The organism is uncultured Arthrobacter sp., assembly GCF_947495145.1.
Taxonomy (GTDB): Bacteria; Actinomycetota; Actinomycetes; order Actinomycetales; family Micrococcaceae; genus Arthrobacter_D.
The window spans coordinates 1-25,160 of record NZ_CANLXP010000020.1; the positions used below are offsets into that span (position 1 = coordinate 1).

Here is a 25,160-nt window from a genome sequence, read left to right on the forward strand (position 1 = left end):
CGCGCATTCACAGGAAACAACTTGACCATCAAACGCTCCATCAATCAGAGCGTTGCTTCGACCATATGACTTTGCCCTCGGGATTAGGGGCGTGTCCTGCTCAATGAACGGTCAGGGGACGTTCGGCTTGCGCAGGCTCCAGAACGCCAATCCGGAAGCCGCCAGCATAAGCGCCGCCCCGATGCCTGATGTGATGACAACGCCGCTGTCGAATGCGTGGAATGCCGAGCCGAGCAGCAGCGAAGCACTTTCGGCAGGCAACTCCGATGCGACGTTGATGGCGCCGCCCAACGTTTCTGTCGCCGTCGTCCCCTGTTCAGGACTCAGCCCGGCAGGCAGCGCGAGGTGCTCCTGGTAGGACGCGAGCAGAATGCTCCCGAGGAGTGCCGTACCGAAGACGGAGCCTACCTCGTAGGCTGTCTCCGAAATTGCTGACGCGGCCCCGGCCTTCGCGGCGGGCACGCTGGACAGGATGAGGTCGTTCGAAACAGTCTCCGATGCGCCCACTCCCGCGCCCAGAAGGACGAACGCCGCCAGCAATGCTCCGATCGATCCGCCCTGACTCGTCAGTGCAACAAACGCATACGCGCCCGCCGAGAGCAGCAGGGCGGCCGGCACCACAACATGCGGCGCAACCTTCCGGATCAGCGGCACGACGGCGAGTCCGGCAACAATTGTCATAATCAGGCCGGGCACCAGAACGACGCCGGCCTCCAGCGGACTGAGCCCCAGCACCAGCTGCAGATGCTGGGACACGAAGTAGAGGAACCCGACCAGCGAGAAGATCGCGAGCAGGTTAACCAGCACTGCGCCGGTGAACGGCCGCACCGTGAAGAGCCGCACGTCGAGCATGGGATTCTGTCGCCCCAACTGGCGGCGGACAAACGCGGTACCCGCGGCAAGACCAACGACGACGGCGGCAGCAACCACTGCTGCCGACCCGCCTTTCGCTAAGGTCTTGATGGCGAAAACGATGGGCAGCATGGTGCCCACCGAGAGCACGATGCTCACGTAGTCGACGCGCCCGGGGCTCGGGTCCGCCGACTCCGGAACCAGCAGCGGAGTGACAGCGAGGAGAACCAGAAGCACGGGAACCGCCAGCAGGAAGACCGAGCCCCACCAGAAGTGCTCGAGAAGTGCGCCGCCCACCAGCGGGCCGAGCGCCGCACCGGCTGAGAAACCGGCTGCCCACACAGCGACGGCGAGGCGTCGCTGGTTACGGTCAAGGAAGATGTTCCGGATCAGCGACAGTGTGGACGGCATCAGCATGGCGCCGAACACCCCAAGGCCGACACGGGCGGCCACCAGGAGCTCCGCGGACGGCGCGAAGGCTGCGGCCACCGAGAAAACGGCAAAACCGGTGGCGCCGATCATGAGGAGCCGGCGCCGCCCGAAGCGGTCGCCGAAACTTCCCATCGCGACCAGCAAGCCGGCCAGAACCAGCGGATAGCTGTCGATGATCCAGAGCAGCGTTGTGCCGCTGGTGTTGAACGCCAGCGAGATCTCCGGCATCGCAAAACTCAGCACGGTATTGTCCACGGCTACCAGCAGCACCGGCAGCATCAGAGCCGCCAGTGCCCACCACTCGCGACGCCCGGCACGCGGAGGAACCGCGAGCGATCGGGTGGCAGCCGGGACAGAGGTGTAGTACTGGGTCATGATCTCAAAGCTATACCGTCCAGCCGGTACAGTAAAGCCTTCGAGCGTCAGTATGATTAAGGTCATGGCCAGCGCTCGCGAACGGATCCTCGACAGCTTCGAAAGCATCCTCATCAGCGATGGTGAGCGCAGTGCCACGATGGAAGCGGTGGCGGCGGCGGCTGACGTCTCCAAGGGCGGCTTGCTCTACCACTTCCCGTCCAAGGAAGCACTGGTTGATGGCCTGGCCGAACGTCTTGAGGGGCTCGTCGCCCGCGACCGGGAGGCAATGGCAGCGGATCCCGAAGGGTCGGCGCGCTACTACGTCCGCACTTCGATGTATGAAAACAGTCCGCTGGACCGCGCACTGGTGGCGATGGCGCGTCTGGCCCAGCAGGGTCACCCGACGGCGCAGTCCACCTTCGCCCTCATCCAGGAGCAATGGCTCGGCGCCCTTGAGGCCGAGCTCGGAAGCCGGGCCGTTGCCCGTGCGGTGAAACTTCTCGGTGACGGCCTGTATTACGACGCCGCCTTCTTTGCTGGAGCGGGTTCCGAGCGGCAGAGCGGAGAGGACCTTCAGGAGGTTCTCGCAATCGTGGATCTCATTGTCCGCGACGGTGCCCAAATCCAGCGGCGGGCATAGTCGCGGCCGCCGGGTTCCAATAGGCTTGCCGGCTCCCGAAAAGGGTGTGCCGGGTCTACGATGCTGCCATGACTCAGCGGCAGTGGTCCGGGCATGTGTTCATCGGGATGAGCGTCGACGGCATGATCGCGAGGGCCGATGACAGCCTCGACTGGCTCACAGGCGGCGCCGCGGGTGAAGCTGATGACCCGGGCGCCTCCGGCTTCACAGAATTCATGGCTTCGGTCGACCACCTGGTGATGGGAAGAAGCACCTACGACATCGTCCAGGCGATGGGCGAGTGGTTCTACGGCGAGACGCCCGTGTTCGTGCTGAGTACCACGCTTCAGACTGACGATTCCCGCATCCGGATCGTCCGCTCCCTGGATGAGGCCACCGCGCTTTTGGACGACGACGGCGCCCGCAACGTGTACGTCGACGGCGGCAGAACTGTGCGCACTTTCCTCGCGGCAGGTCTGATCAAGACGCTCACCCTCACCCGCGTTCCCGTCCTGATTGGGGAAGGAAAACCGCTGTTCGGTGCGTTACCGGCGGATGTCCGCCTGCAGCTCGACGAGGTGAAGGCCTTCAAGGGCGGCGCGGTGCAGACCCGGTACACCGTCCGCTGAATGAGGCAACGAAGACTATTGACGGCGGAGCCCAGGAGGAATAATCTACAACCAAATGGTTGTAGATCAGCTTTCGGAATCTGAAGTGGACCGGTTGTTCCACGCTCTCGCGGACAGGACGCGGCGCAGCATTGTGCTCCGTGCAATCAGCGAGGAGCACTCCGTTTCGGCCCTGGCTGCGCACTACGCCATGAGCTTCGCGGCGGTGCAGAAGCATGTATCAGTGCTGGAACAGGCGTCTCTGGTCACCAAGGAGAAGCGCGGAAGGGAGCAGATTGTGCGGGCTAACCGGGATGCAGTACGGAAGGCGCGGCACCTGCTTGACGAGTACGAGTTGATCTGGCGCCAACGGATCGATCGGATCACCGAAATCCTCGCCGAGGATGAGTAGTCAACATCAGGAAAGGTAAGCATCATGGCTGTCATCAGCACTGAAAAGGACCTCGAGGCGCTCAGCCTCACGATCGTCGCGGAGTTTGACGCCGCCGTCGAGCGAGTCTGGCAAATCTGGGAAGATCCGCGCCAGCTCGAGCGCTGGTGGGGCCCGCCGACCTACCCGGCCACGTTTGACAAGCATGAGTTCCGCGAGGGTGGTTCGTCGAGCTACTACATGACGGGACCGGAAGGGGACAAGAGCGGGGGCTGGTGGAAGTTCACGGCCATCGACTCACCCCGGCGGCTGGAGTTCGACGACGGCTTCGCGGATGAGTCCGGTGCCCCGATGGACGAGCTGGGGGAGACGCACGCCGTCGTCACACTTGAGGAAGTTGAAGCGGGCCGCACACGGATGACTGTGGCCTCCAGCTTCGAAAGCGCCGACCAACTCCAGCAGATGATCGAGATGGGGATGGAGGAAGGACTCAAGGAGGCAATGGGCCAGATCGACGGGATCCTGGCGGAGCGTGCCCGCGTCTGAACCGTTTCTCGCAGGTATGGAGAAGGCCCGCGGCGTGTCTGCTACGACATGCCGCGGGCCTCGTCTCGGATCTGGTCAAACCTGCACGGAACCGAACCGGATGGAACCGAAAACGGGCGTCAGGCTTTCACTGCAAGCACGTTGCAGGCCGCGCCCAGCAGGATCGACTGCGCCGTGGAGCCCATGATGAGCTTGCCCACCGGTGTGCGGTGGCGCAGCCCGATGACGATGAGCTCGGCAGCATGACGTTCAGCAGCGTCGAGCACGTCTTCCGCAGCGGTGTCCTTCGACGTGCCGTGATGGACGGTGAAGTCCACCCCGGATGTCCGCAGCGTGCCCTGCAGGCGCGACATGTCGTCGTCGTCGGCATAGGTCGGGTCCACTAGACGGTCCGCACGGGTGGTGTTGACCACCACGAGTGTCGCGCCGCGTTGACGGGCCTCGTGCACCGCGGCTTCCGCCGCAGCATCTCCCAGCGCATTCGGCACGTAGCCCAGCACAACCGAACTCATTTCCCGCCTTCTTTCAGGTCAACGGCTGCAGCCGGTGTCTCTTCCACGACCTCGGACTCCATGGCCCGCTGCCTCTTCCTCAGCCAGAAGGAGAGAACGAAGATCACGATGAGAACGACGTAGATGGTTGCGGCAATGGGTGTACTGACCAGTGCGGTCGGGTCGCCCTGCGAGATGGCAAGGGAACGCCGCAGCTGATCCTCGAAGATGGGGCCCAGGATCAGGCCCACCACCATCGGTGCAATCGGATAGCCGTAGCGGCGCATGAAGAACCCCAGCACGCCGATCACCAGCAGGACAAACACGTCCACCGGGGTGAAGTTCACGGAGAACGCGCCCATGGCGGCGAAGACGAGAATGCCGGAGTAGAGGTAGGGCCGCGGGATCTGCAGGATCTTCACCCAGATGCCGACCAGCGGCAGGTTCAGGACCAGCAGCATCAGGTTGCCCACGTACAGGCTCGCGATCAATGCCCATACCAGTGCGCCCTCAACCTCGAACAGCAGGGGCCCGGGCTGGATGTTGTAGCGCTGGAACGCGACCAGCATCATGGCGGCGGTTGCCGTCGTTGGAATGCCAAGCGTCAGCAGCGGGACCAGCACACCGGCCGCGGCTGCGTTGTTGGCAGACTCCGGGCCGGCAACGCCTTCGATAGCGCCCTTGCCGAACTGCTTCTTCCGCTCACCCTTCGCGAGTTTCCGCTCGGAGGCGTAGGACAGGAACGTTGCGACGTCGGCGCCACCCGCGGGAATGGTTCCCACCGGGAAGCCGATGAACGTTCCACGAAGCCAGGGCTTCCAGGACCGCTTCCAGTCCTCCTTGCGCATCCAGTTGGTCCAGCGTCCGGCCACCGGAATGACCTTGACGGGACCGTGGCGAAGCCGGGAGGCAACGTAGAGCGCCTCACCCACCGCGAAGAGCGCGACTGCAACCAGCACGACGTCGATACCGTCCGCCAGGAACGGGTTGCCGAAGGTGTACCGCTGCTGGGCGGTCAGCGCGTCCACGCCGATCAGGGCGATGAACAGGCCCAGCGCCAGGGACGCGAGCCCGCGAAGCACGGATGCTCCGAGCAGCGCACCGACGGTCAGGAACGCAACGATCATGAGCGCCACGTACTCGGTGGGCCCGATCTGCACGGCGAACTCGGCAACATAGGGTGCCACGAAGCTCAGCAGCACGGTGGCCACGGTTCCGGCAATGAACGAGCCGATTGCCGCCGTCGCGAGTGCCGCTGCGCCCCTGCCGGCCTTGGCCATCTTGTTGCCCTCGAGGGCAGTGACAATGGAGGCCGATTCGCCCGGGGTATTCAGCAGAATCGAGGTTGTGGAGCCGCCGTACATGCCGCCGTAGTAGATGCCCGCGAAGACGATGATCGCCGCCGTCGGGTCGAGACTGTAGGTGATCGGCATAAGCAGCGCCACTGTCATGGCGGGGCCAATACCGGGCAGAACGCCTACTGCGGTGCCTACCAGCACGCCGCCGAGCGCGTACAGCAGGTACATCGGCTGCATCGCAACGCTGAAACCCTCAAGCAATGCCATGAAATTATCCATTGAAGATTTCAACGCCTTCCAGGAGGAAGCCGGCCGGCAGCGAGACTCCGAGGAGGCCCGCGAACACGAACTGGAGGATCAGCGCCAGAACGACGGCGATGACCGCGTTACGCCACCACGGCTTTGCACCGAGGGACCAGGCAGCACCGAAGAACAGGATGGCGGCAGCTACCGGCCAGCCGAGGGGGACGATGAGCGCGATGTGAAGGGCGAGGAATCCGACGAGTTTGCCGACGGTCAGCCAGTCGGTTTTTACGTCGGGATCAACGTCCTCGCCCTCCTCGGCCGCGCCGGTGTGGCCGCGAAGGAGCTGGATGACCAGCCCGATGCCGATGGCCACCATGATGCCGGAGACAATGAACGGGAAGGCGCGGGGGCCAACAACGCCGGCGGACGGCGGGATGGGAATCTGCGCGCCGGCAACAAAACCGACGACGCCGACGCAGACGATCATTCCCGCGAAGATCAGTTCGCCGAGGGGACGGGCGGGCGCGGTATTGGTGCCGCTTCCGCCCGTCGCCCCGTTGATTGAAGAGCTCATCGCCGTTACAGCAGACCGATCTCGGTCAAGGTGGTCTTGACCGCTGCAATGTCTTCGGTCAGGAAGGCGTCGAACTCCTCGCCGGCGAGGAATGCGTCGTCCCAGGCGTTGGTCTCGAGCGTGGTCTGCCAGGCTTCGGTCTCGGACATTTCGGTGACCAGTTCGGTCAGCTCGGCAGCCTTGGCCTCGTCGATGGTTCCCGGGGCAACGACGCCGCGCCAGTTGGTCAGCACAAGGTCCACGCCCTCATCGGTCAGGGTGGGAACGTCCGGCAACTGAGCTGCGGGTTCCTCACCCGATACTGCCAGGGCACGCAGCTTTCCGGCCTTCACCTGTTCGGCGTATTCGCCGACGCCGGAGATACCGGCAGACACCTTGTTGCCGAGCAGCGCTGCGAGTGATTCACCGCCGCCGGAGTAGGGAATGTAGTTGAGGTTATCGGGGCTGATGCCTGCCTGCTTGAGCATCTGGCCGGCGAGGATATGGTCAGCGCCGCCTGCTGATCCACCGGTGATGGACACGCCCTGCCCGTCTTCCTCGACGGCGGAGAGCAGGTCTTCGATGGTCTGGAACGGTGAGTCGGCCGGTACGACGACGATCAGCGGCTCTTCCGTCAGCCGCGCGATGGGCGTGGTGTCTTCAATGCGGGTTTCTGCCGCGTTGGTCTCGACCGCGCCGACCATGACGTAGCCCATCACCATGAGCGTATTGGGGTCCTGCTCGGTGGCCAGCTGGGCCAGGCCGTTGGTGCCGCCGGCGCCGCCGACGTTCACCACTGACGCGTTGCCCACCAGGTCGTTTTCCTGCAGATCCTTCTGCATGGCACGGCCGGTCTGGTCCCAGCCGCCGCCCGGATCAGCGGGGACGATGATGTTGAGCCGGTCGATCCCGGCTTCGGTCTCTGTCCCGCCGGACGTGCTGCCGCAGGCGGACAGGGCAAGGACAGATGCGACGCCGATAGCGCCCACAGCCGACAAGCGCTTCATTGTGCTCTCGTGCTTCATTCGGGGGTTTTCCTTCCGTTGGTGTGATGCGCCTCACCACACGTTCCGGTCCAGCGTAGGAAGGTATCCGCCCGGCGGAAACCATACGGTCACAACGTGCGTAGTGGTCATTGTGGTCACAGTCACAGTCACAGTCACGCCTCCGGCCATCGATTTCGCCCCTCCAGCGAGACGGCTCATACACCCGATCATGCGAGAATGGAAGCATGGTCCGCTCAATGTCGCTTAGATCACAGCTGTTCTTCCTGCAGCTGCTGATCGTGCTGATCATTGTGCTCGTTGCCGGTACTGTTGCCGTGCGGATGCAGGAGCAGCAGATCCGCGACGCCTACCAGGGCCGCATGGTCGGGGTGGCGCAGTCCATCGCACAGCTGCCGTCGGTTGTGGACGCGTTCGACGACGAGGATCCCAGCGCGGTCATCCAGCCGATCGCTGAGCTCACCACGCAGGCCACCGGAGTCACGTATGTGGTGGTGACTGACGACGTCGGCATCCGGTACTCGCATCCGAACCCGGACATGATTGGCCAGATGGTGTCGACTGACCCGTCCGTCCCGCTATCCGGTGAGACCTTCGTTGGTACCCAGACCGGAACCCTCGGCGAGTCATGGCGTGTGAAGGTACCCATCTGGGGTGGAGACGGCACCGTGATCGGGACTGCCTCCGTGGGAACGCTTGAATCGACCCTTACCGCTGATCTGCAGGAAGACCTGCCGGTGCTGCTCGCCTGGTTGATTGTGGCCGCCCTGGCCGGCACCGCCGGATCGATCTGGATCTCGAGGCTCATCTGGCGCCGTATCTACCGGCTGGAACCCGAAGAGATCGCCGCGCTGCTCGAAACACGTGATGCCATGCTGCACGGCATCGGGGAAGGGGTTGTCGCGGTTGACGAGCGTGGGCGGCTTGCTGTGCTCAATGATGAGGCCAAGCGGCTGCTCGACCTCGGTGACGAGGTGAAGGGGCGCCAGGCAACTGCTGTACTGGAACCTTCCCTGGCAGGCATGTTCGGTTCAGCGGGCGACGCCGATGAAACGGTTCTGGTGGGCGAGCGGGTACTCCTCGCCCGCTCAAGTGATGCCGTCGTCGATGGTCGGCGGGTGGGAAGCGTCCTGGTTCTGCGCGACCGCACGGAATTGCACCAGCTGCTGCTGGACCTCGACGGCGCACGTGACGTCACCCAGGCCCTTCGAAGCCAGGCCCATGAGTTTGCGAACAAGATGCATGTCATTTCAGGTTTGCTTGAGCTGGGCCGGACGGACAAGGCGGTGGACTTCATCTCCCGGTCCGGACATGGCGGTTCGATAGTATCCGGAGACGTCTCGCCCGGTGTGAGCGACCCGGACACGGCCAGTCTCCTGATGGCCAAGACAACGATCTGCGCCGAGAAGGGCATCACCCTGATCGTCGATGAGACGTCGACGTTCGAAGCGGACGGCACCACAGACCCCGTGACAGTGCTCGGTAACCTGATCGACAACGCTGTGGACGCTGTCGGTTCCAACGGGATGATCCACGTCCAGCTGACCTCGGACGCGGCAGGCTGTTCCATCGCTGTATCCGACGACGGTCCGGGCATTCCCGAGCACCTTCGGTCGCAGGTATTTTCCTCTGGCTTCTCGACCAAGGACGCAGCAGGCAGCGGTTCACGCGGATTCGGGCTGGCACTCGTCCAGAGGGTCGCTGAGCGCCGCTCTGGCCAGGTGTCGGTCACAGAGTCGGTGCTGGGCGGCGCGCACATTGCGGTGACGCTGGGCCCTGCGCCGATTTTGCCGGAGCAGAATCACCGGCGCGCAATGGAACCGCGGGCCGCCGCGGACGCCGGGGCACTGACGTCGTGAATCTCATTCCAACGCTGGTCGTCGATGACGATCAGGAAGTGGCCGGCGTGCACTCAGGGTTCCTCCTCGCGCACGGCGGCTTCGACGTCGTCGGCGTAGCGAATTCCGGAGGTGAGGCGCTCGAAAAGGTGCGCCAGCTGAAGCCGGAGCTGATGCTGCTCGATATTCACCTGCCCGATATGTCTGGAATCGAGGTGCTGCGGGCAGCCCGCAACCTTCCCGGGGACCCGGTGGATATCATTGCCATTACCGCTGCCCGCGAGTTGGAAACGGTGCGCGCCGCAATGGCCGGCGGAGTGCTGCACTACCTCGTCAAGCCATTCAACTCGAAAGTCCTGATGCAGCGGCTGGACGACTACGTGCGGCACAGGGCAAGCATCGCGGAGCACAGTTCCGTCTCGGCCGGTCCACTGGACCAGGAGCGCATCGACAGGTTGCTCGCCGCGACGCCGGCCAAGGCGCCGCAGGTGGCCCCTCCGACGCTCACGGGCTCGTTACCGAAAGGCCTGTCCCAGCCCACCCTCGAGTCTGTGGTCGGTGCGCTTCGCTCCTCGGGCGCCGGTTTCTCTGCCTCGGAGGTTGCAGCGCAGCTTGGCCTCGCAAGGGTGAGCGCGCGCAGATACCTCGAGTACCTTGTTACCAGGGGCAGCGCACGCATCGTCCCGAAGTACGGTGCGGCGGGCCGGCCGGAGAAGTTCTACGTCTGGACAGGCAGTTAGACCCGTCAGACATGCCGCAGGTACCGCTGGGGCGCCTTCAGGAACTCCCGCCAGTTGTAAACCAGCTCCAGGTCTTCCCACTCCCGTTCCCGAAGGCCCCAATCGCCTACCTCAAGAATCCGTGCTCCGGGAAGAGCTGCCAGCAGCGGCGAGTGCGTCGACAGGAGTACCTGCGACTTGCCGCCGGCGAGCAGCTGCTTGAGCACTCCAGCCAGTGCAAGGCAGCCGGAAAAGGACAGCGCTGACTCGGGCTCGTCCAGCACCCACAGGCCCGCGCCGCGGAAGCGGTCAACAACCAGCTCCAGGAAAGACTCACCGTGGGACATGTCATGGAATGCGGCGTCCCCGCGGGTGCTCGGGTTCTTCTCGAGGTAGGTGAAGAAGCCGTGCATCGTTTCCGCGCGGAGGAAATAGCCCCGCCTCGTGGTCCCGGCGTTCCGGATCAGTTGCAGGTGTCTGCCCAGCCCGGATTCCGAAGCCCTTGTGGTGTGCTGCGCACCGGTTGATCCTCCCTCGACCGACAGACCATACGCTTCAGCGATCGCTTCGATCAGCGTGGACTTCCCGGAACCGTTCTCACCGACAAACACCGTGGCGGGCCCGAGGTCCAGCCCGTCCTGCAGCAGCTGGTGAACCGGCGGGAGCGTAGCAGGCCACACCTTCCGGGGCAGAGGATTCTCCCGGCTTTCCTCCAGCCGTCGGAGGGGGTGCCGGTCGAATGCCATGAATTCATTCTGACAGCAGCCCCTGACACTGGTACTACTGTGTGCACATGCATGCTCAGCTGATCTTTCCGCACCAGCTCTTCGAGGAGCACCTGCACGCTTCGGAGTCCCGGCACTACATCCTCGTGGAGGATGACCTGTTCTTCCGCCAGTACCGGTTCCACGTTCAGAAGCTGGTGCTGCACCGGGCGAGCATGCACGCGTTCGAGCGGCGTCTCCGCGAATCCGGGCGGGAAGTCACCTACGTGGAGACGAACCCTTCGACGCCCAGCCAGGAAGCGCTCGCTGAGGTGCTGAAGCGCATCGGAGCGACCTCCTGCACCTACTACGACGTCGTCGACGACTGGCTGGGCCAACGCCTCACCCAGACTCTCGGACAGCTCTCGATCGAGACGACGGTTGAGGAAACCCCCGCGTTCATCTGCACCACTGCTGACCTGGACCGGTACTTCTCCTCCAACGGCTGGAGGATGCAGAACTTCTACGAATGGCAGCGGAAGCGGTTGGGCATCCTCCTCGACGAGGACGGCTCGCCCTCAGGCGGCCGATGGAGCTTGGACACCGAGAACCGCAAGAAGCTGCCGAAGAAGGTCACTGTGCCCGCCCTGCCGAACTTCACCAGGGAGAACGACGACGTCGCTGCCGCCCGCGCGTGGGTCCGGCAGGCATTCCCGGACAACCCCGGCGAGGTGGAGGGGTTCAATTGGCCTACCACCCATCACGCCGCCGCTGATGCACTGGAGGTCTTCCTTGCCGAACGCTTCGAGCTGTTCGGCCCCTACGAGGACGCCATCACCGAAACTCACTCGTTCCTGTTCCATTCCGCCCTCAGTTCGAGCCTGAATACCGGGCTGCTGAAGCCGGCCGACGTCGTCGAAATCGCGTTGGACTACGCCAGAAGGCACGGCACGCCGATCGCCAGCGTAGAAGGTTTTGTACGCCAGATCATCGGGTGGCGGGAGTACATGCGTGCGTCCTATGTGCAGCATGGTCGACGCATGCGGAAGAGCAACCACCTCGGGATGTCCCGTAACCTGGATCAGTCCTGGTATGAAGCCACCACCGGAATAGAGCCGGTCGACACGGTCATCCGCCGCATCCTCGACACCGGTTATGCCCACCACATTGAGCGGTTAATGGTGCTGGGAAATGCCGCCGTCCTCCTTCGCATCCATCCGGACGACGTGTACGAGTGGTTCATGACCATGTTCATCGATGCCTACGACTGGGTAATGGTTCCCAACGTCTATGCCATGAGCCAGTTCGCGGTGGGCAACGCGATCACAACCAAGCCCTACATCAGCGGCAGCAACTACCTGCGCAAGATGAGTGACCTCCCCCAGGGCGACTGGCAGCACATTTGGGACGCACTGTACTGGCGGTTCGTCGCGGATTACAGGGAGTTGCTGGCCGGTAATCCGCGCTCAAGCATGAGCGTACGGCTGCTGGATCGGATGGACGCCGGGCGCCGGAAGGAGCTCGCTGCCGAGGCTGAGCGGTGGCTTGCATGACCTGCAGAGTTATCGGACAGCTTCCGGGGGGAGGGTTCACTTGTGGGCCGGCGCGGGTTAGGCTCAGACCTGTCAGGTCAGGCGGGTAGAGGGCGCCGGACAGAGTCGATCACGCGCTAGGAATTCGTCATGTCTGAAAATGCCTCTATCGATAACAACCGCAGCATCCGCGACTGGGCGGACCTCGCCGAGGAAATGTGGTCCTACCTCACCGGCAAAGGTGCTGCCGTCAACTACAGCTTCATCGACATGACTGTCGAGGTTCCGCGGGACATCGGACCGGACGCGCCCCGGGCAACCTGGAAGCTGAACGGAACAGTGCGCGTTACCACCAGCGATAACGACGCCGCGGGCTCCGACACTCACCGGAGCTGAACGGTGTCGCAGCAGGTACGCCTGGACATTGACCTGACCTTCTCGCGCTCCCAATACGACGATGACGGCACCCCGCAGGCGCTGAACGGCACCGTGAGTGCCGCGGGGTCAGAGGTCACCATCTACTTCGAGGATCCGGCAGCAGCGGGAGGCGGTGGAGGCTTTCCCTCCCTGGACAGCGTCCGCCAACTGGCGGCAAGCCTCGCCGACCAGGGTCTGACAGTGACCCTCGCCGGTCCCAACGGGAGGCTTGTCAGCATCGGGAAAGTGGAAACGTCGATGGCGCAGCGTCTCATGACCCGATCGCCGCACATCCGCGCGGGGTCTATTGCGGCGCTGGCGCCGCTCATCAGGGGAGCGAACTGGCAGGCGGGCTCGGGCACATCGCTGCTGCCGCCGTCCACCCCGTTCCCGCTGGTGCCAACCGTGAACCGGCGCATCCGGCGGCAGGTAACCACTACCCACCACACGCCGGGCAGCGGACGCCCGAGGCTGATCTTCGTCCAGAATTCCGAGACCTGGAATGGACAGATCCCACGTGAAGTGAACCTCGCCCGGGAGCAGCTGGTCATCGGCAGTTCGCCGGACGCCGACCTGGTGCTTGAGGGGCTGGAACCAACTCACGCGACAGTGGAGCACAACGCCGACGACGAGTACGTCCTGGTTCCGCACGGCCCGGTGCGTGGCAGTGTGCAGCCCGACGGCCCTTCCATCCTGCGGACCGGTGCCCGCGTGCAGCTCGGGGACTGGTGTCTCGCCTATTTCCGCGAGGAGTACGCCGACCATGGCCGCCCCTTCGGCGGACGCAGCGGCGGCGAACTGGCCCACCAACGGCCGCAGTATGACCCGCGGACGGGTGCCGTGGAGGAGGATGGATCTTTCGGGATCGGTGACAACCGGCAGAGCCCCCGCTAAGCGTGGATAGCGTGGAGCTCCTCCTTGATGTGGACGCGGAGCATTTCGTTCATCGGGACTGGAGCATTTTGAAGCAGGCGGGCCTTCCCTCCCAGGGCAGGCACAGCGCTGCGTCGAACCGCCCGCACATCACCCTGCTGGCTGCACCTCGGATCCCGGCCGAGTATGACGACGGTCTGGCGGCGCTCGCCGAAGTCCTGCCGCTGCCCATCCACACTGCCGGCCTGATTCTCTTCGAGACTGGTCGTGGGCAGGTGCTGGCGCGCCTCGGCGTCGTCAGCGGAGCCCTCCTTGAGCTTCATCGAGCGGTGCACAGCGCCCTTCAGGGGGTGCCCGGTATCGCCGCTAACTGTGTTCCGGACCGCTGGGTGCCGCACATTACGCTCGCACGGGCGATGAATCCCGCGCAGGTCGCTCAAGCGATCGACCTCCTGCCGGGCGCCCATGGCCAGCTTCCGCTCACCGCACTGCGGCGCTGGGACAGCCATGAAAAAACGACGACGACGTTCGGCTCAGGCTAGGAGCGCGGTCACCGGCCCGCGAGCTCGAACCTCCCCCGCAAAGTATCCGACAAAAATGACGGCACTCGCGATGGCGAAGCCGATCAACACGCCCGCCATCGCGGTTCCTCACCGTTGGTGCTCTGTCCAGACGGCTACCGGTTAGCGCAGGTGGTCTACGAGGCCGTCAGCAATGCCCGTGTAAGTTCCGGGCGTGAGCGCCAACAGCCGTTCCTCTGCCTCGGAAGAGAGACCAAGTTCAAGGACAAACTCGCGCATCCGCGCAGCATCCACGCGGTGTCCGCGGGTGAGGTCTTTCAACCGCTCGTACGGATCCTCCATACCCGGTGTCCCGGCAATCGCCTCCGCGCGCATCACCATCTGGATAGCCTCGCCGAGCACTTCCCAATTGGTGTCCAGATCCGCGGCAAGGACTGACTCCGCGACATCAAGGCGCTCCAGGCCCTTGGAGACGTTGGAGATCGCCAGGAGCGAATGCCCGAAGGCCACTCCGATATTGCGCTGGGAAGAGGAATCAGTCAGGTCGCGCTGCCACCGTGAAGTGACCAGGGTTGCGGCCAGAACGTCCAGCAGGGAGCAGGAGATCTCAAGATTCGCTTCCGCGTTCTCGAAGCGGATCGGGTTCACCTTGTGCGGCATGGTGGAGGAGCCGGTGGCTCCGGCCACGGGCACCTGTGCGAAGTAGCCGATCGAAATGTAACTCCACACGTCAGTGCAGAAGTTGTGCAGGATCCGGTTGAAGCGGGCGACGTCGGCGTACAACTCCGCCTGCCAGTCATGGGATTCGATCTGGGTGGTCAGGGGGTTCCAGGTGAGCCCGAGGCCCTCCACGAACTCCCGTGCAATAGCCTGCCAGTCTGCCCCCGGCACGGACGCGACATGGGCGGCGAAGGTGCCGGTTGCTCCGTTGATCTTCCCCAGGTATTCAGTACGGCGGATGCGCTGGAGCTGGCGGTCGAGGCGGTGCGCCACAACCGCGAGTTCCTTGCCAAGTGTGGTCGGCGTGGCGGGCTGGCCGTGTGTCCGTGAAAGCATCGGAACTGAGCGGGATTCCTCAGCCATCGTCTTCACTTGATCCACAAGCGACGACGCCGCGGGCAACCAGATCTCCTCCACCGCGCCTTTCACCCCGAGTGCGTAGGAAAGATTGTTGATGTCCTCGGAGGTGCAGCCGAAGTGAACGAGTGGCTTCAGGCGGCTGATGCCGATGTCCCCCAGCCGGCTTCCAATGAAGTACTCGACAGCCTTGACGTCGTGAACTGTGACTCGCTCGATCTCGGCGAGCTCGCTGACTGCGCTGCCGTCGAAGGCACTGATTATTTCCCGCAGCGCTGCTTCCTGCTCACCGGTAAGCGGACCTGCGCCCGGGAGGACGCTGTTGCGGGTCAGGTGAATCAGCCACTCCACCTCCACGTGTACGCGGTCCCGGTTCAGCGCGGCTTCGGAAAGATAATCAACCAGCGGAGCAACTGCCGGGCGGTACCTGCCATCGAGCGGTCCCAGCGCGATCGGAACCTGGCTGTCGCCCTGGTGGATTGAAACGGACGCAAGGCTGACCCGGGAGGAGGGAGTGTGTGGCATGTATCCAATCATTCCATGACCGGCGGAGTGCGACCCATGCGTGACGGCTACTCCACAGGTACGGGATCGAGGCGACATATCAACATAGCGCCGCACGGACCGACGCCTGCCCGCCCTCCGCGCCTAGCGTTTTGGACAGGACGTTTTGGACAGGATCACGTCGGATTGAGGAGGGTGCAGAGAATGTACAGCAGTACCACGCCGGCACTATCGAGCGAGCAGGAGCCTGACCGGACCGTTCAGGATCTTGCGAGAGCGCTACGGCTTGAAGCGGAGGCAACGGAATCCGTGCGTGAGCGGCTCCGCGGCGCCGAAAGCATCGGGTGGGAATCTCCCGCCGGAAGGAATTTCCGCGCCTACCTTGCCGAGCGCGCAACAACCGTAGCGGCAACGGCGGCGTACCTCCGGGAGGTCGCGCTTTCACTTGATGCCTACGGGGCGGCGCTGGCCGACGCCCGCCGGGACGGTGTACCTGGATGACCAATGCCGGTGGCCACCTGCCCGTGATTCCTCCTGCCGATGTAGACGGTATTGCACGGGTCATCGGCGGTGTCGGTGGTATCCGATTCCAGTGGGAGGAGTTGGACAGGGGTGCGCAGATCGTCAGGAATGCTGCAGAGGAGCTGCGACGGATATGGCTAAACCTTACCTGGATAGAGATGCGGTTTTTAGCTGCGCGGACAATGGGGAACGTGCTGGCAGCAGGCGTCCCCTCAGCAGCGGGAATGGCTGCTGCTGAGGGCATCCGTGCAGGCCTCCAACGGGTGTCAGAAGGTAGCTCGACTCTGGAAGAAACTGCGGACAAGATCGCAAGAAGCCGGATGGCCTACGAGTTTGCCGAGTTCGCTACGACAGACCATCTGAGCCTTGCGGTGGCCAACCTACTTCCTTCAGCCCCCTACGTATCCCGGCCGCTCCTGGTGGAGCGGACAAGAACCGACTCAATTCCTCTTGAAGGCACCATGGACGGTCTCCTGTCGCGGGTCTCACCTGCCAAAGGTGAGCCCGGGTCGTCTTTCGAGGTGCTGGAGGTTGCCGGTGAATCCGGGCCTACTTATGTGGTGGTGATCCCGGGAACCGAGGGAGCCGATCCGGCACTGCCTTTCAGTGCGGGTGGAATCGTGGAAGCCAAGTTCGAGGACAGTGAATACATCAATGACGCAGTAGCAAGCGCTCTAGTGGAAGTGGGCGCGGAGAATGATGCCGATGTCATGTTGGTGGGCTACAGCCAAGGCGGAATGCACGCGGTAAATCTGGCGAACAGTGGCAAGGTGAGTGAAAACTACTCCGTCAACCTGGTCCTCACCGCCGGATCACCGATTACTGAGGAAAAAGCTCCCGAGGGAACCACATTCCTCCACCTTGCGCATAAGGACGACCGCGTACCCACCTGGAACTTCGCCCCACCCGCAGACCGCCCCAACCAGGTCTCAGTAGTCCTCGACCACAACACGGGCAGGCCCGAGTGGGAAGACTCCGGCTTCGGGCCTCCCCATAACATCGACAGCTACCGCCACGGCGCGCAGGCCGTCGACGAGAGCTCGCATCCTTCAATAGCACCGATTACTGCTGCGCTGGGTGCTGCCGTCACCGGCGCAACGGCCAGGCGTCATGTTTTCCAGATCACCCGTCCGCCGCTCATCAATCCGCAGCTGCTCCCGGCCGCCCCTGCCCACCAACACCGCCAGGTCAAGGAAGGGTCAGCGCCTGGTGCCGGTGATCGCGCCCGCGACAAGTGAAACAAGGCTAATGATGATCGCGCCGAGGATCGCGGTCCAGATGAAATCGTCCACAACAAAATCGATCGGAGTGAAGGAGGTCAACCACGACGTCAGCATGAGCATGCCCGCATTGATAACGATTGTGAAGAGCCCGAGGGTAAGGATTGTCAGGGGCAGCGAGAGCAGAGACACTACCGGCCGCACCAACGCGTTCACAACGCCAAAGATCAGGCCCACGAAGAGATAGGAGAGTACGCTCCCGACGGTGTCGCTGGTGGCTACTTCAGTTGCGGCTTCCGAACCCACCTCGATACCGGGCAGCAACCATGCCGCCACCCACAGGGCGAGAGCATTGATAAGAACCCGCACAATGAATTTGAGCATGCACCAATGCTGTCACACCGGGGCTTTGTTTCCTCGGATGGAGCGGGAATTTCCGTTGCCTGCCGGAACTCGTCGGGCATGCCCTTCCCAGTACGCTTATGCACATGAGTGCACCCGAACACCACACCGATGCTGCTGCGGAAGAGGTCACCCGCATCCACCCGCGCAGCGTACTTGGCCGTCTACCCCGCTACGCTGCCGGAAAACCCCCGGTAGTCATTGAAGGGCTGGAAAGCTACAAGCTGTCGTCAAACGAGAACCCGCTGCCGCCGCTTCCGGCGGTGCTCGATGCGATCGCCCAAACCACAGCGGTCAACCGTTATCCGGACCCGATGACCACAGCCCTGCGGACCGAACTCGGCGCCTTCCTTGGAGTGCCGGCAGAGGACATTGTGACCGGTGCGGGAAGTCTCGGAGCACTCAACCAGATCCTCGCCGCGTTTGCCGGCCAGAACGATTTCGACGCACCGGATGAGGTCATCTACCCCTGGCGGTCCTTCGAGGCGTACCCCATCTGCGTCGGACTGGCAGGCGCCATGAGCGTGCAGGTCCCGCTGCTTCCGGACTTTGCCCACGACCTTGACGCCATGGCAGCGGCGATCACCGACCGCACCCGCGTCATCCTCCTGTGCACACCGAACAATCCCACCGGCCCAGCGCTCACGGAACAGGAAGTGCGCGGTTTCCTCGACCGGGTGCCGGCCAACGTCGTTGTTGTGCTGGACGAGGCATACATCGAGTTCGTCCGGAAATCCGGCGCAGTAGAGGGAATCCAGCTCTACCGCGACTACCCCAACGTCATCGTCCTGCGCACGTTCTCCAAAGCGCACGGACTCGCAGGGCTTCGGGTCGGGTACTCCATCTCCCAACCGGCCCTCACCCAACACCTCCGCGTCAGCGCCACACCCTTTGCCGTCTCCCAGATTGCGGAGCAGGCAGCCGTCACTTCACTGCGCCACATCGACGAGATCGGGGAAAGGGTTCAAACCATCGTCGACGAGCGCACGCGGGTGGTCGGCAGATTGGCAGAGCTCGGCTGGCGAATTCCGGAAGCAGAAGGAAACTTCATCTGGCTCGCTCTGGGAGAAAACACGCCGGAGTTTGCGGCGCTCGCAGACCAGCAGGCGCTCTCCGTCAGGGCTTTCGGCACGGAAGGAATACGGGTCAGCATCGGAGAGCCAGAGGCTAATTCGCGGTTCCTGGAGCTTTGTGCAAGCTATACAAAAGCCCCGGGCATCTCCTAGCACTTCACAAATAGGTGGTGAGCGCCGTCGTCGTTAGGCTAGTAGCTCTGCGCATGCACTCTAGTGCATGAACAGGCCAACATATACTTCCCACGGAATATTACTTGCGAGGAACCAGAGTATGGCAACACCCCGCCTGCCTGCGGCCGAGTTCGATGCTGAAGAGCAGCTCGACGCTCAACATCGCCCGGAGTTCCCGAGCGGCCCTGCCGGGATGGTGCAGATGCTATCTCCCGAGGGTGAGTTGTTGGGCTCGGAGTTCAAGGGCTATGGCCCGGCCGAAGAGGAACTGGCTGCGCTCTACCGGGATATGTACCTGATCCGGCGTTTCGATCAGGAAGCAACGGCACTGCAGCGGCAGGGTGAGCTCGCCCTGTGGGTGCCCATGCGCGGCCAGGAGGCAGCACAGATCGGCTCGGCTCGTGCCATGCTCGCGCAGGACTACGCGTTTCCTACCTACCGCGAGCACGGCGTAGCCGTCGCCCGCGGAGTTGCCCACGCGGATCTGCTCAAAATGTTCCGGGGAGTGACCAACGGCGGCTGGAACCCGAAGGACTCGAACGTCCACCTGTACACGCTGGTGCTCGCAGCGCAGTGCCTGCACGCCGTGGGGTATGCAATGGGCATGCAGCGGGACCAGCGCGCGGAGCAGTCCCTGCCGAAAGCCGCCACGGTTGCGTATTTCGGAGACGGCGCCAGCTCCGAGGGTGACGTTCATGAGTCCATGGTGTTTGCCGCATCCTTCAATGCGCCGGTGGTCTTCTTCTGCCAGAACAACCACTGGGCCATTTCGGTGCCCACCGAGGTGCAGTCCAGGGTGCCCCTGGCGCACCGTGCCCACGGGTATGGTTTCCCCGGTGTCCGGGTCGATGGGAACGATGTCCTTGCCGTGCAGGCGGTCACCCGGTGGGCGCTGGATCACGCACGCAACGGCGGAGGGCCTGTGCTTATCGAAGCTTTCACCTACCGGATGAGCGCCCACACCACGGCCGATGACCCCACGAAGTACCGCCTCGCCGCGGAGGAGGAACAGTGGGTCTCACGCGATCCCCTGACCCGCATTGAACTTCGTCTGCGCGCCACCGGTACAGGAGACGATTTCTTCGAGCAGCTGGAGGAAGAAGCCGTGGATCTCGCTGCAAAGCTGCGAGCCGCGGTGCTCTCGATGGAAGCGCCGGGGCTGGAGCACCGGTTCGCCACGACCTATGCGGAGGCACATCCGCTCATCCAGGAGGAACTGCAGGCCTGGAAAGACTATGAAGCCGGTTTCAATGTCGAAGGGGGCGCGCGCTGATGGCAGTGATGACCATAGCCAAGGCAATCAACGAGGGTCTCCGGGCCGCGCTGAATACCCACCCGACCGCACTCCTGATGGGGGAGGACATCGGCGATCTGGGCGGGGTGTATCGCGTGACGGAGGGGCTCAAGGCCCAGTTCGGAGCTGACCGGGTGGTGGATACGCCGCTTGCCGAGTCAGGCATTATCGGCACCGCCATCGGCCTGGCCTTGCGCGGTTACCGTCCCATCTGCGAGATTCAGTTCGACGGGTTCGTCTTCCCCGCGTTCAACCAGATCACCACGCAGCTGTCGAAGATTCACGCGCGCAGCGACGGAATGCTGACAGCGCCGGTGGTCATCCGAATCCCGTACGGCGGTGGGATCGGCAGTGTGGAGCACCACTCCGAATCACCTGAGGCGCTTTTCGCCCATACCGCCGGCCTCCGGATCATTACCCCGTCGAACCCGCATGACGCGTACTGGATGATCCAGCAGGCAGTTACCTGTGCTGACCCGGTGATCGTGCTGGAGCCGAAGCGCCGGTATTGGCTCAAGGGGGAAGTGGACGTGTCGGCCGTTCCGTCGAGCCCGTTCCAGGCCAAAGTGCTGCGCGAAGGCACCGACGCAACCATCGTGGCGTACGGCCCGCTGGTTCCGGTAGCTCTCGCCGCCGCAAACGCCGCTGAAGAGGACGGGACGAGCATCGAGGTTATCGACCTTCGATCCATCTCACCGATCGACTTCGATACGGTTACCGACTCCGTACTCAAGACCGGCCGCCTGCTGATCGCGCATGAAGCTCCCACCTTCGGCGGCATCGGTGGCGAAATCGCGGCCCGCATCACAGAGCGCGCGTTCCTGTCACTTGAAGCGCCGGTCACCCGGGTCGGCGGGTTCCACCTGCCGTACCCCACTGCACGAACCGAGGAACACTACCTGCCGGACCTCGACCGCATCCTGCACTCGCTTGACACGGTGCTCGCCTACTAGAAGGATTCCCATGACGCTGAACACCTTCAACCTCCCTGACGTGGGCGAGGGTCTCACGGAGGCCGAGATCGTCCGGTGGCAGGTTCAACCCGGCTCAACAGTCGCCGTGAACGACGTCATCGTGGAAATCGAAACAGCCAAGTCACTCGTTGAGCTGCCGTCTCCGTACGCGGGCGTGGTTGCCGAACTGCTCGTGCGGGAAGGCGAAACCGTCGAGGTCGGCACGCCGATCATCTCGGTATCGGACAGTCCACTTGAGCAGTCAGGCGCAACGGAGAATCCTCCGGCCGCCGCGCACGTTCCCGGCGAGTTGGTCACGCCGCCTGTGGCGGCAACACCGCCCTCAGCAACGCCGCGTACGGAAACCAATGCACCTCTGGTCGGAACCGGTCCCAAGGCTGATCCCTCCCGCCGCAGACCGCGCAGCAACCGTCCGGCCGGCACGCAGGCAACCCCAGCAACGACGACGGTGCCCGCGCCTGCAGCGGCACACGTCACCGACATACAGCCTTCCCGCACTCCGGCACCGACATCCGGCGCCGTTCGTCGCGCTCTCGCAAAGCCTCCCGTGCGCAAGGCCGCACGCGACCTGGGCATAGACCTGGCCAGCGTTCCCGCCACCGGGGGATCGGGAGAAGTTACCAAACAGGACCTGCTGAGCTACCAGGCGCAGCGCGACGCCGAGCAGGACCACGCGCCGTCGTTCTGGACCATGTCCACCCGTCCTCAGGACGAGCGGATTGAGCGCATCCCTGTGAAGGGTGTCCGCAAGGCGACTGCGCGGGCGATGGTGGAAAGCGCATTCTCAGCACCGCACGTGAGCATCTTCGTTGACGTCGACGCCTCACGGACCATGGAATTCGTGAAGCGGCTCAAAGCTTCACGCGACTTCGAGGGAATCAAGGTTTCCCCGCTGCTCATCCTTGCGAAGGCGGTCATTTGGGCTGCCGCACGCAACCCGTCGGTCAATGCAACCTGGACGGACCAGGAAATTCTGGTCAAGCACTTCATGAACCTCGGCATAGCGGCGGCGACTCCTCGCGGGCTCATGGTCCCGAACATCAAGGACGCCCAGAACCTGTCCCTGAAGGAGTTGGCGCTGGCGCTGAACGACCTTGCCGTCCGCGCGCGGGCCGGCAAGACTCAGCCGGCGGAGATGCAGGGCGGAACCCTGACCGTCACCAACATCGGTGCTCTCGGTATTGACACCGGAACGCCGATCATCAACCCGGGTGAAGTCGCGATCGTAGCCTTTGGAACTATCAAGCAGAAGCCGTGGGTGCTCGACGGCGAGGTCATACCCCGCTGGATCACCACGCTGGGCGGATCCTTCGATCACCGCGTGGTGGACGGGGACCTGAGTGCCAGGTTCATGGCTGATGTGGCGTCGATTCTCGAAGAGCCGGCGCTCCTGCTCGACTGATCCTTGCGGCGCAGGTGGGCGCCGGTGGCGGCGCCGACGGTTGCCGCCGTCGTCGTTCTAGGCGGGGGAGGAGACGTTCGCGATCGCGGTCTTCAGGATCGGCGCCAGGCGGCGAATGCCCTCTTCGATGTCCTCCGGCGATACCGCGCTGAATGCCAGGCGCAGTTTGTTTGACGGCTCGTCCGACGGCGTGAAGGCTGCGCCGGGGATGAAAACGACGCCTGCGTCAATGGCCTGGTAGAGCAGCGGATAGGTGTCAACGCCCTCGGGAAGCGTCACCCACACGAAGAAGCCGCCGTCCGGATCCGTCCACGTTGCGCCTTCCGGAAGATGCTCAGCCAGCGCCTTCAGCATGGTTGAACACCGATCGCTGTACAGGGAGCGGGTGTTTGAGAGGTGGCCTTGCCAGTCATAGTTGCTGAGGTACGCGGAGACAAGCATCTGCGTCAGTGGCGAGGGACAGAGCACCACGGCTTCACAGGCCAGGTAGAACCGGCGATACAGGTGCCGGGGGACAAGGGCCCAACCAAGCCGGACGCCGGGTGCGAAAATTTTCGAGAACGAGCCCAGGTAGATGACGTCGTCGGGATTGTCTGCCCGCAGCGGCGGTAACGGGTGCCCGTCGAAGCGCAGCATGCCGTACGGATTGTCCTCAAGGATCAGGATGTTGTTTTCCCGGCAGATATCTACGATGCGCTGGCGGCGGTCCGCGGCCATTGTGATGCCGCTGGGGTTGTTGAAGCTGGGGATTGTGTAGAGCAGCTTGATGCGGCGGCCTTCTGCGAGAAGATCCGCGATGCGCTGCTCGAGCATGTCCGGAACGAGACCCTGCGCGTCCATCTCGATGGCCTGCACGTCCACCTGATAGGCCTCAAAGGTGTTGAGCGCACCGACGTAAGTGGGGTCTTCGCAGAGGATAACGTCCCCGGGGTCGCAGAAGACTTTAGCGGCGACGTCCTGGGCGGACTGGGAGCCGGTTGTAACGACGATGTCAGCAGGATCCGCATCGGTGATCCCCTCGGCGGCCATCACCTCGCAAATTTGTTGCCGCAGCTTCTCCATGCCCTGACCGCCGCCGTATTGCAGTGCTTCCAGTCCGTGTTCGGAGATGATGCGTTCGGCTGTCTTGCCCAGGTCCTGCAGCGGCAGGGACTTCAGATACGGGCTTCCGCCGGCCAGCGAGACGAGTCCCGGCCGAATGGAGATGTCGAAGACGTCCCGGACGGCGGACTGCTTGATGTTCGCGGCCCGTACGGAAAACAGGTCCTCGTGTCGGTGGGCAGATTTCGCAGCGCGTTCGAGGGCCACCTCGGTTTCAGCGGGAAGCAGCGTCGAGTTCAGTTCATCCTGGGAAGTCACGCGACGAGTCTAAAGGACGGGTTAACTGTTAGGCAACGGAAGTTTCCTAAAGCCAGCCGGCTCGTTGGGCTTTGACCCCAGCCTGGAACCGACTTTCCGCGTTCAGGGCCTCAAGCATTCCGGCGATGTGGCGTCGGCAGGTCCTGACATTGATGTCCAGACGGCGCGCGATGACCTCGTCCGGGTAGCCCGCGGCAAGGCCCTTGAGGATGGCCTGTTGGGTGCTGCTGAGTGGTGAAGGGCTGGGCTCGTCGATGAGGAATGGTTCGCTGAGCTCCCAGGCAAACTCAAAGAGCTGGGTGAAGATGTGGATCAGGTGTGGATCGCGGACCACAAGCGCTGCCTTGTCGTCGTGCTTGAGCTGGCGGGCCACCAGGGCGAGTTTCCGGTCGAAGATCAGCATGCGGAGGGGGACGCGGGGGAGGGCGCCGAATTGCCCGCCGCCGGCGGTGATGGCTGCAACCGCCTTGCGGGTTGGGACGTGGTCGCGGGTGCTGATGTCGTACAGCGTCTTGCGCTCCACACCCTGGCTGAGGAGCTCCAGATCCTTGCGGACGTTCTCCTCCTGGACATCGGCGGTCGATCCCTGCCCGGGCTGGGCGATCAACACCTTCTCGGTGACATCCCTGCCGTAGTCGATGAGAACCCGGTGGATGAGGTGCGGGTCTTCCAGGGTCTCCACGGATGAGCTTGTGATGACACCTTTTCGGGCCTCAAGGTAAGTCGGCACGAGAGTGGAGAGCTCCCGTCGCCGGGTGGCGATCCGGGCCCGGAGGTCCTGCACGGCACGCTCATCCGCATCGACGAGATCGGCCAGTGCCACATCCGGAGAGACGGCAACGTAGGCGTGCGCGGAGGCGCCCTGCTCGCTGAGCAACCGGCGCTCCACAAGCACTTCCATCGCCGAGTCGATCTCCCGTAGGGTGTACCCAAGCGCCTCGGAGGCCTCGGTCTTGGTCCATCCCGGGTGGCCGACGGCATAGCGGTACAGCTCAATGGATATGCCGTTGAGCATCCCGGGTTCCCTTCCCACGGTCGGTGTTCCTGATGGGTAGCCTACAGACCCGCAGCCAGGGTCCGCCGTACCTGCACCGCGAACGACGGCGTTGAGGCCGGAAGATGACCATGTCAAAACATGACATGTCAGGTTAATGACAG

General features: G+C 63.6%; 26 protein-coding genes. 16 read left to right on the forward strand and 10 right to left on the reverse strand.

What is annotated here, in order from left to right; translation table 11 throughout:
• Positions 1-111: 111 nt before the first annotated feature.
• Positions 112-1,659: an MFS transporter gene (locus Q0877_RS13530; RefSeq protein ID WP_299168670.1), complete on the reverse strand. Its 1,548-nt coding sequence runs from the start codon at positions 1,657-1,659 to the stop codon at positions 112-114.
• A gap of 64 nt (positions 1,660-1,723) precedes the next feature.
• Between Q0877_RS13530 and Q0877_RS13535 the strand changes: the two genes are divergently transcribed.
• From Q0877_RS13535 to Q0877_RS13550, 4 genes are all read left to right on the forward strand, one after another.
• Entirely contained in the window at positions 1,724-2,281 is a 558-nt protein-coding gene (locus tag Q0877_RS13535) for a TetR/AcrR family transcriptional regulator (RefSeq protein ID WP_299168672.1), read from the forward strand.
• Between the two features lie 68 nt (positions 2,282-2,349).
• The gene (locus Q0877_RS13540) at positions 2,350-2,889 is read left to right on the forward strand and encodes a dihydrofolate reductase family protein (protein WP_299168675.1); all 540 of its coding nucleotides are present in this window, start codon (positions 2,350-2,352) and stop codon (positions 2,887-2,889) included.
• A 55-nt stretch (positions 2,890-2,944) separates the two neighbouring features.
• On the forward strand, positions 2,945-3,280 hold the full coding sequence (locus Q0877_RS13545) for a helix-turn-helix transcriptional regulator (protein WP_299168677.1): 336 nt from the start codon (positions 2,945-2,947) through the stop codon (positions 3,278-3,280).
• A gap of 24 nt (positions 3,281-3,304) precedes the next feature.
• Positions 3,305-3,805: an SRPBCC domain-containing protein gene (locus Q0877_RS13550; RefSeq protein ID WP_299168679.1), complete on the forward strand. Its 501-nt coding sequence runs from the start codon at positions 3,305-3,307 to the stop codon at positions 3,803-3,805.
• A gap of 119 nt (positions 3,806-3,924) precedes the next feature.
• On the opposite strand, the gene Q0877_RS13555 is transcribed toward Q0877_RS13550, so the two are convergent.
• Genes Q0877_RS13555 through Q0877_RS13570 form a run of 4 tightly spaced genes read right to left on the reverse strand, consistent with a single transcriptional unit; the run spans position 3,925 to position 7,418 of the window.
• The gene (locus tag Q0877_RS13555; protein WP_299168681.1) at positions 3,925-4,317 is read right to left on the reverse strand and encodes a universal stress protein; all 393 of its coding nucleotides are present in this window, start codon (positions 4,315-4,317) and stop codon (positions 3,925-3,927) included.
• The gene (locus Q0877_RS13560; RefSeq protein WP_299168683.1) at positions 4,314-5,873 is read right to left on the reverse strand and encodes a tripartite tricarboxylate transporter permease; all 1,560 of its coding nucleotides are present in this window, start codon (positions 5,871-5,873) and stop codon (positions 4,314-4,316) included. Before Q0877_RS13560 ends, Q0877_RS13555 begins: the two co-directional genes overlap by 4 nt.
• Positions 5,866-6,414: a tripartite tricarboxylate transporter TctB family protein gene (locus tag Q0877_RS13565; protein ID WP_299168684.1), complete on the reverse strand. Its 549-nt coding sequence runs from the start codon at positions 6,412-6,414 to the stop codon at positions 5,866-5,868. The genes Q0877_RS13560 and Q0877_RS13565 overlap by 8 nt, the downstream gene beginning before the upstream one ends.
• Before the next feature lie 5 nt (positions 6,415-6,419).
• Complete coding sequence (locus Q0877_RS13570; RefSeq protein WP_299168686.1) at positions 6,420-7,418, reverse strand: tripartite tricarboxylate transporter substrate binding protein; 999 nt, start codon at positions 7,416-7,418, stop codon at positions 6,420-6,422.
• A gap of 206 nt (positions 7,419-7,624) precedes the next feature.
• On the opposite strand from Q0877_RS13570, the gene Q0877_RS13575 reads away from it, so the two are divergent.
• Positions 7,625-9,256, forward strand: coding sequence for a sensor histidine kinase (locus tag Q0877_RS13575; RefSeq protein ID WP_299168688.1), 1,632 nt, complete (start codon positions 7,625-7,627; stop codon positions 9,254-9,256).
• Positions 9,253-9,975 carry a response regulator gene (locus tag Q0877_RS13580; protein WP_299168690.1) on the forward strand — a complete coding sequence of 241 codons (723 nt, stop codon included), beginning with the start codon at positions 9,253-9,255 and terminating at the stop codon, positions 9,973-9,975. The genes Q0877_RS13575 and Q0877_RS13580 overlap by 4 nt, the downstream gene beginning before the upstream one ends.
• 5 nt (positions 9,976-9,980) lie before the next feature.
• Here the strand turns inward: Q0877_RS13580 and Q0877_RS13585 are convergent, their stop codons facing one another.
• Positions 9,981-10,700 (reverse strand): ATP-binding cassette domain-containing protein, encoded by a 720-nt coding sequence (locus Q0877_RS13585; RefSeq protein WP_299168693.1) that lies wholly within the window; start codon positions 10,698-10,700, stop codon positions 9,981-9,983.
• A 47-nt stretch (positions 10,701-10,747) separates the two neighbouring features.
• Between Q0877_RS13585 and Q0877_RS13590 the strand changes: the two genes are divergently transcribed.
• The 4 genes from Q0877_RS13590 to Q0877_RS13605 all read left to right on the forward strand — a co-directional run bounded on the left by Q0877_RS13590 (position 10,748) and on the right by Q0877_RS13605 (position 14,022).
• Positions 10,748-12,211 carry a cryptochrome/photolyase family protein gene (locus Q0877_RS13590; protein ID WP_299168695.1) on the forward strand — a complete coding sequence of 488 codons (1,464 nt, stop codon included), beginning with the start codon at positions 10,748-10,750 and terminating at the stop codon, positions 12,209-12,211.
• Positions 12,212-12,340: 129 nt separating this feature from the next.
• Positions 12,341-12,586: a hypothetical protein gene (locus tag Q0877_RS13595; protein WP_299168697.1), complete on the forward strand. Its 246-nt coding sequence runs from the start codon at positions 12,341-12,343 to the stop codon at positions 12,584-12,586.
• Positions 12,587-12,589: 3 nt separating this feature from the next.
• Complete coding sequence (locus Q0877_RS13600; protein ID WP_299168699.1) at positions 12,590-13,501, forward strand: FHA domain-containing protein; 912 nt, start codon at positions 12,590-12,592, stop codon at positions 13,499-13,501.
• 11 nt (positions 13,502-13,512) lie between these two features.
• Positions 13,513-14,022, forward strand: coding sequence for a 2'-5' RNA ligase family protein (locus Q0877_RS13605; RefSeq protein WP_299168701.1), 510 nt, complete (start codon positions 13,513-13,515; stop codon positions 14,020-14,022).
• 141 nt (positions 14,023-14,163) lie between these two features.
• Here Q0877_RS13605 and purB read toward each other — a convergent pair whose 3' ends face one another.
• On the reverse strand, positions 14,164-15,603 hold the full coding sequence (purB, locus tag Q0877_RS13610; protein WP_299168703.1) for an adenylosuccinate lyase: 1,440 nt from the start codon (positions 15,601-15,603) through the stop codon (positions 14,164-14,166).
• Between the two features lie 183 nt (positions 15,604-15,786).
• On the opposite strand from purB, the gene Q0877_RS13615 reads away from it, so the two are divergent.
• Together Q0877_RS13615 and Q0877_RS13620 are read left to right on the forward strand one after the other, a co-directional pair.
• Positions 15,787-16,083 carry a hypothetical protein gene (locus Q0877_RS13615; RefSeq protein WP_299168705.1) on the forward strand — a complete coding sequence of 99 codons (297 nt, stop codon included), beginning with the start codon at positions 15,787-15,789 and terminating at the stop codon, positions 16,081-16,083.
• The gene (locus tag Q0877_RS13620; RefSeq protein WP_299168707.1) at positions 16,080-17,342 is read left to right on the forward strand and encodes a hypothetical protein; all 1,263 of its coding nucleotides are present in this window, start codon (positions 16,080-16,082) and stop codon (positions 17,340-17,342) included. The genes Q0877_RS13615 and Q0877_RS13620 overlap by 4 nt, the downstream gene beginning before the upstream one ends.
• Here the strand turns inward: Q0877_RS13620 and Q0877_RS13625 are convergent.
• A complete protein-coding gene (locus Q0877_RS13625) occupies positions 17,304-17,708 on the reverse strand; it encodes a phage holin family protein (protein ID WP_299168710.1) in 405 nt (134 codons plus the stop codon). The genes Q0877_RS13620 and Q0877_RS13625 overlap by 39 nt on opposite strands.
• 104 nt (positions 17,709-17,812) lie before the next feature.
• Here Q0877_RS13625 and Q0877_RS13630 point away from each other — a divergent pair, with 104 nt between their 5' ends.
• The 4 genes from Q0877_RS13630 (at position 17,813) to Q0877_RS13645 (ending at position 22,643) form a co-directional block, all read left to right on the forward strand.
• The gene (locus Q0877_RS13630; RefSeq protein WP_299168712.1) at positions 17,813-18,952 is read left to right on the forward strand and encodes a histidinol-phosphate transaminase; all 1,140 of its coding nucleotides are present in this window, start codon (positions 17,813-17,815) and stop codon (positions 18,950-18,952) included.
• Positions 18,953-19,073: 121 nt separating this feature from the next.
• Positions 19,074-20,246, forward strand: coding sequence for a pyruvate dehydrogenase (acetyl-transferring) E1 component subunit alpha (pdhA, locus tag Q0877_RS13635; protein ID WP_299168713.1), 1,173 nt, complete (start codon positions 19,074-19,076; stop codon positions 20,244-20,246).
• Positions 20,246-21,220, forward strand: a complete 975-nt coding sequence (locus Q0877_RS13640; protein ID WP_299168715.1) for an alpha-ketoacid dehydrogenase subunit beta — start codon at positions 20,246-20,248, stop codon at positions 21,218-21,220. Before pdhA ends, Q0877_RS13640 begins: the two co-directional genes overlap by 1 nt.
• A 10-nt stretch (positions 21,221-21,230) precedes the next feature.
• Positions 21,231-22,643: a dihydrolipoamide acetyltransferase family protein gene (locus Q0877_RS13645; protein ID WP_299168717.1), complete on the forward strand. Its 1,413-nt coding sequence runs from the start codon at positions 21,231-21,233 to the stop codon at positions 22,641-22,643.
• A gap of 57 nt (positions 22,644-22,700) precedes the next feature.
• Here Q0877_RS13645 and Q0877_RS13650 read toward each other — a convergent pair whose 3' ends face one another.
• Both Q0877_RS13650 and Q0877_RS13655 read right to left on the reverse strand, forming a co-directional pair.
• Positions 22,701-24,002, reverse strand: a complete 1,302-nt coding sequence (locus tag Q0877_RS13650; protein WP_299168719.1) for a PLP-dependent aminotransferase family protein — start codon at positions 24,000-24,002, stop codon at positions 22,701-22,703.
• Positions 24,003-24,048: 46 nt separating this feature from the next.
• On the reverse strand, positions 24,049-25,035 hold the full coding sequence (locus Q0877_RS13655; RefSeq protein WP_299168721.1) for a helix-turn-helix transcriptional regulator: 987 nt from the start codon (positions 25,033-25,035) through the stop codon (positions 24,049-24,051).
• Positions 25,036-25,160: the final 125 nt, after the last annotated feature.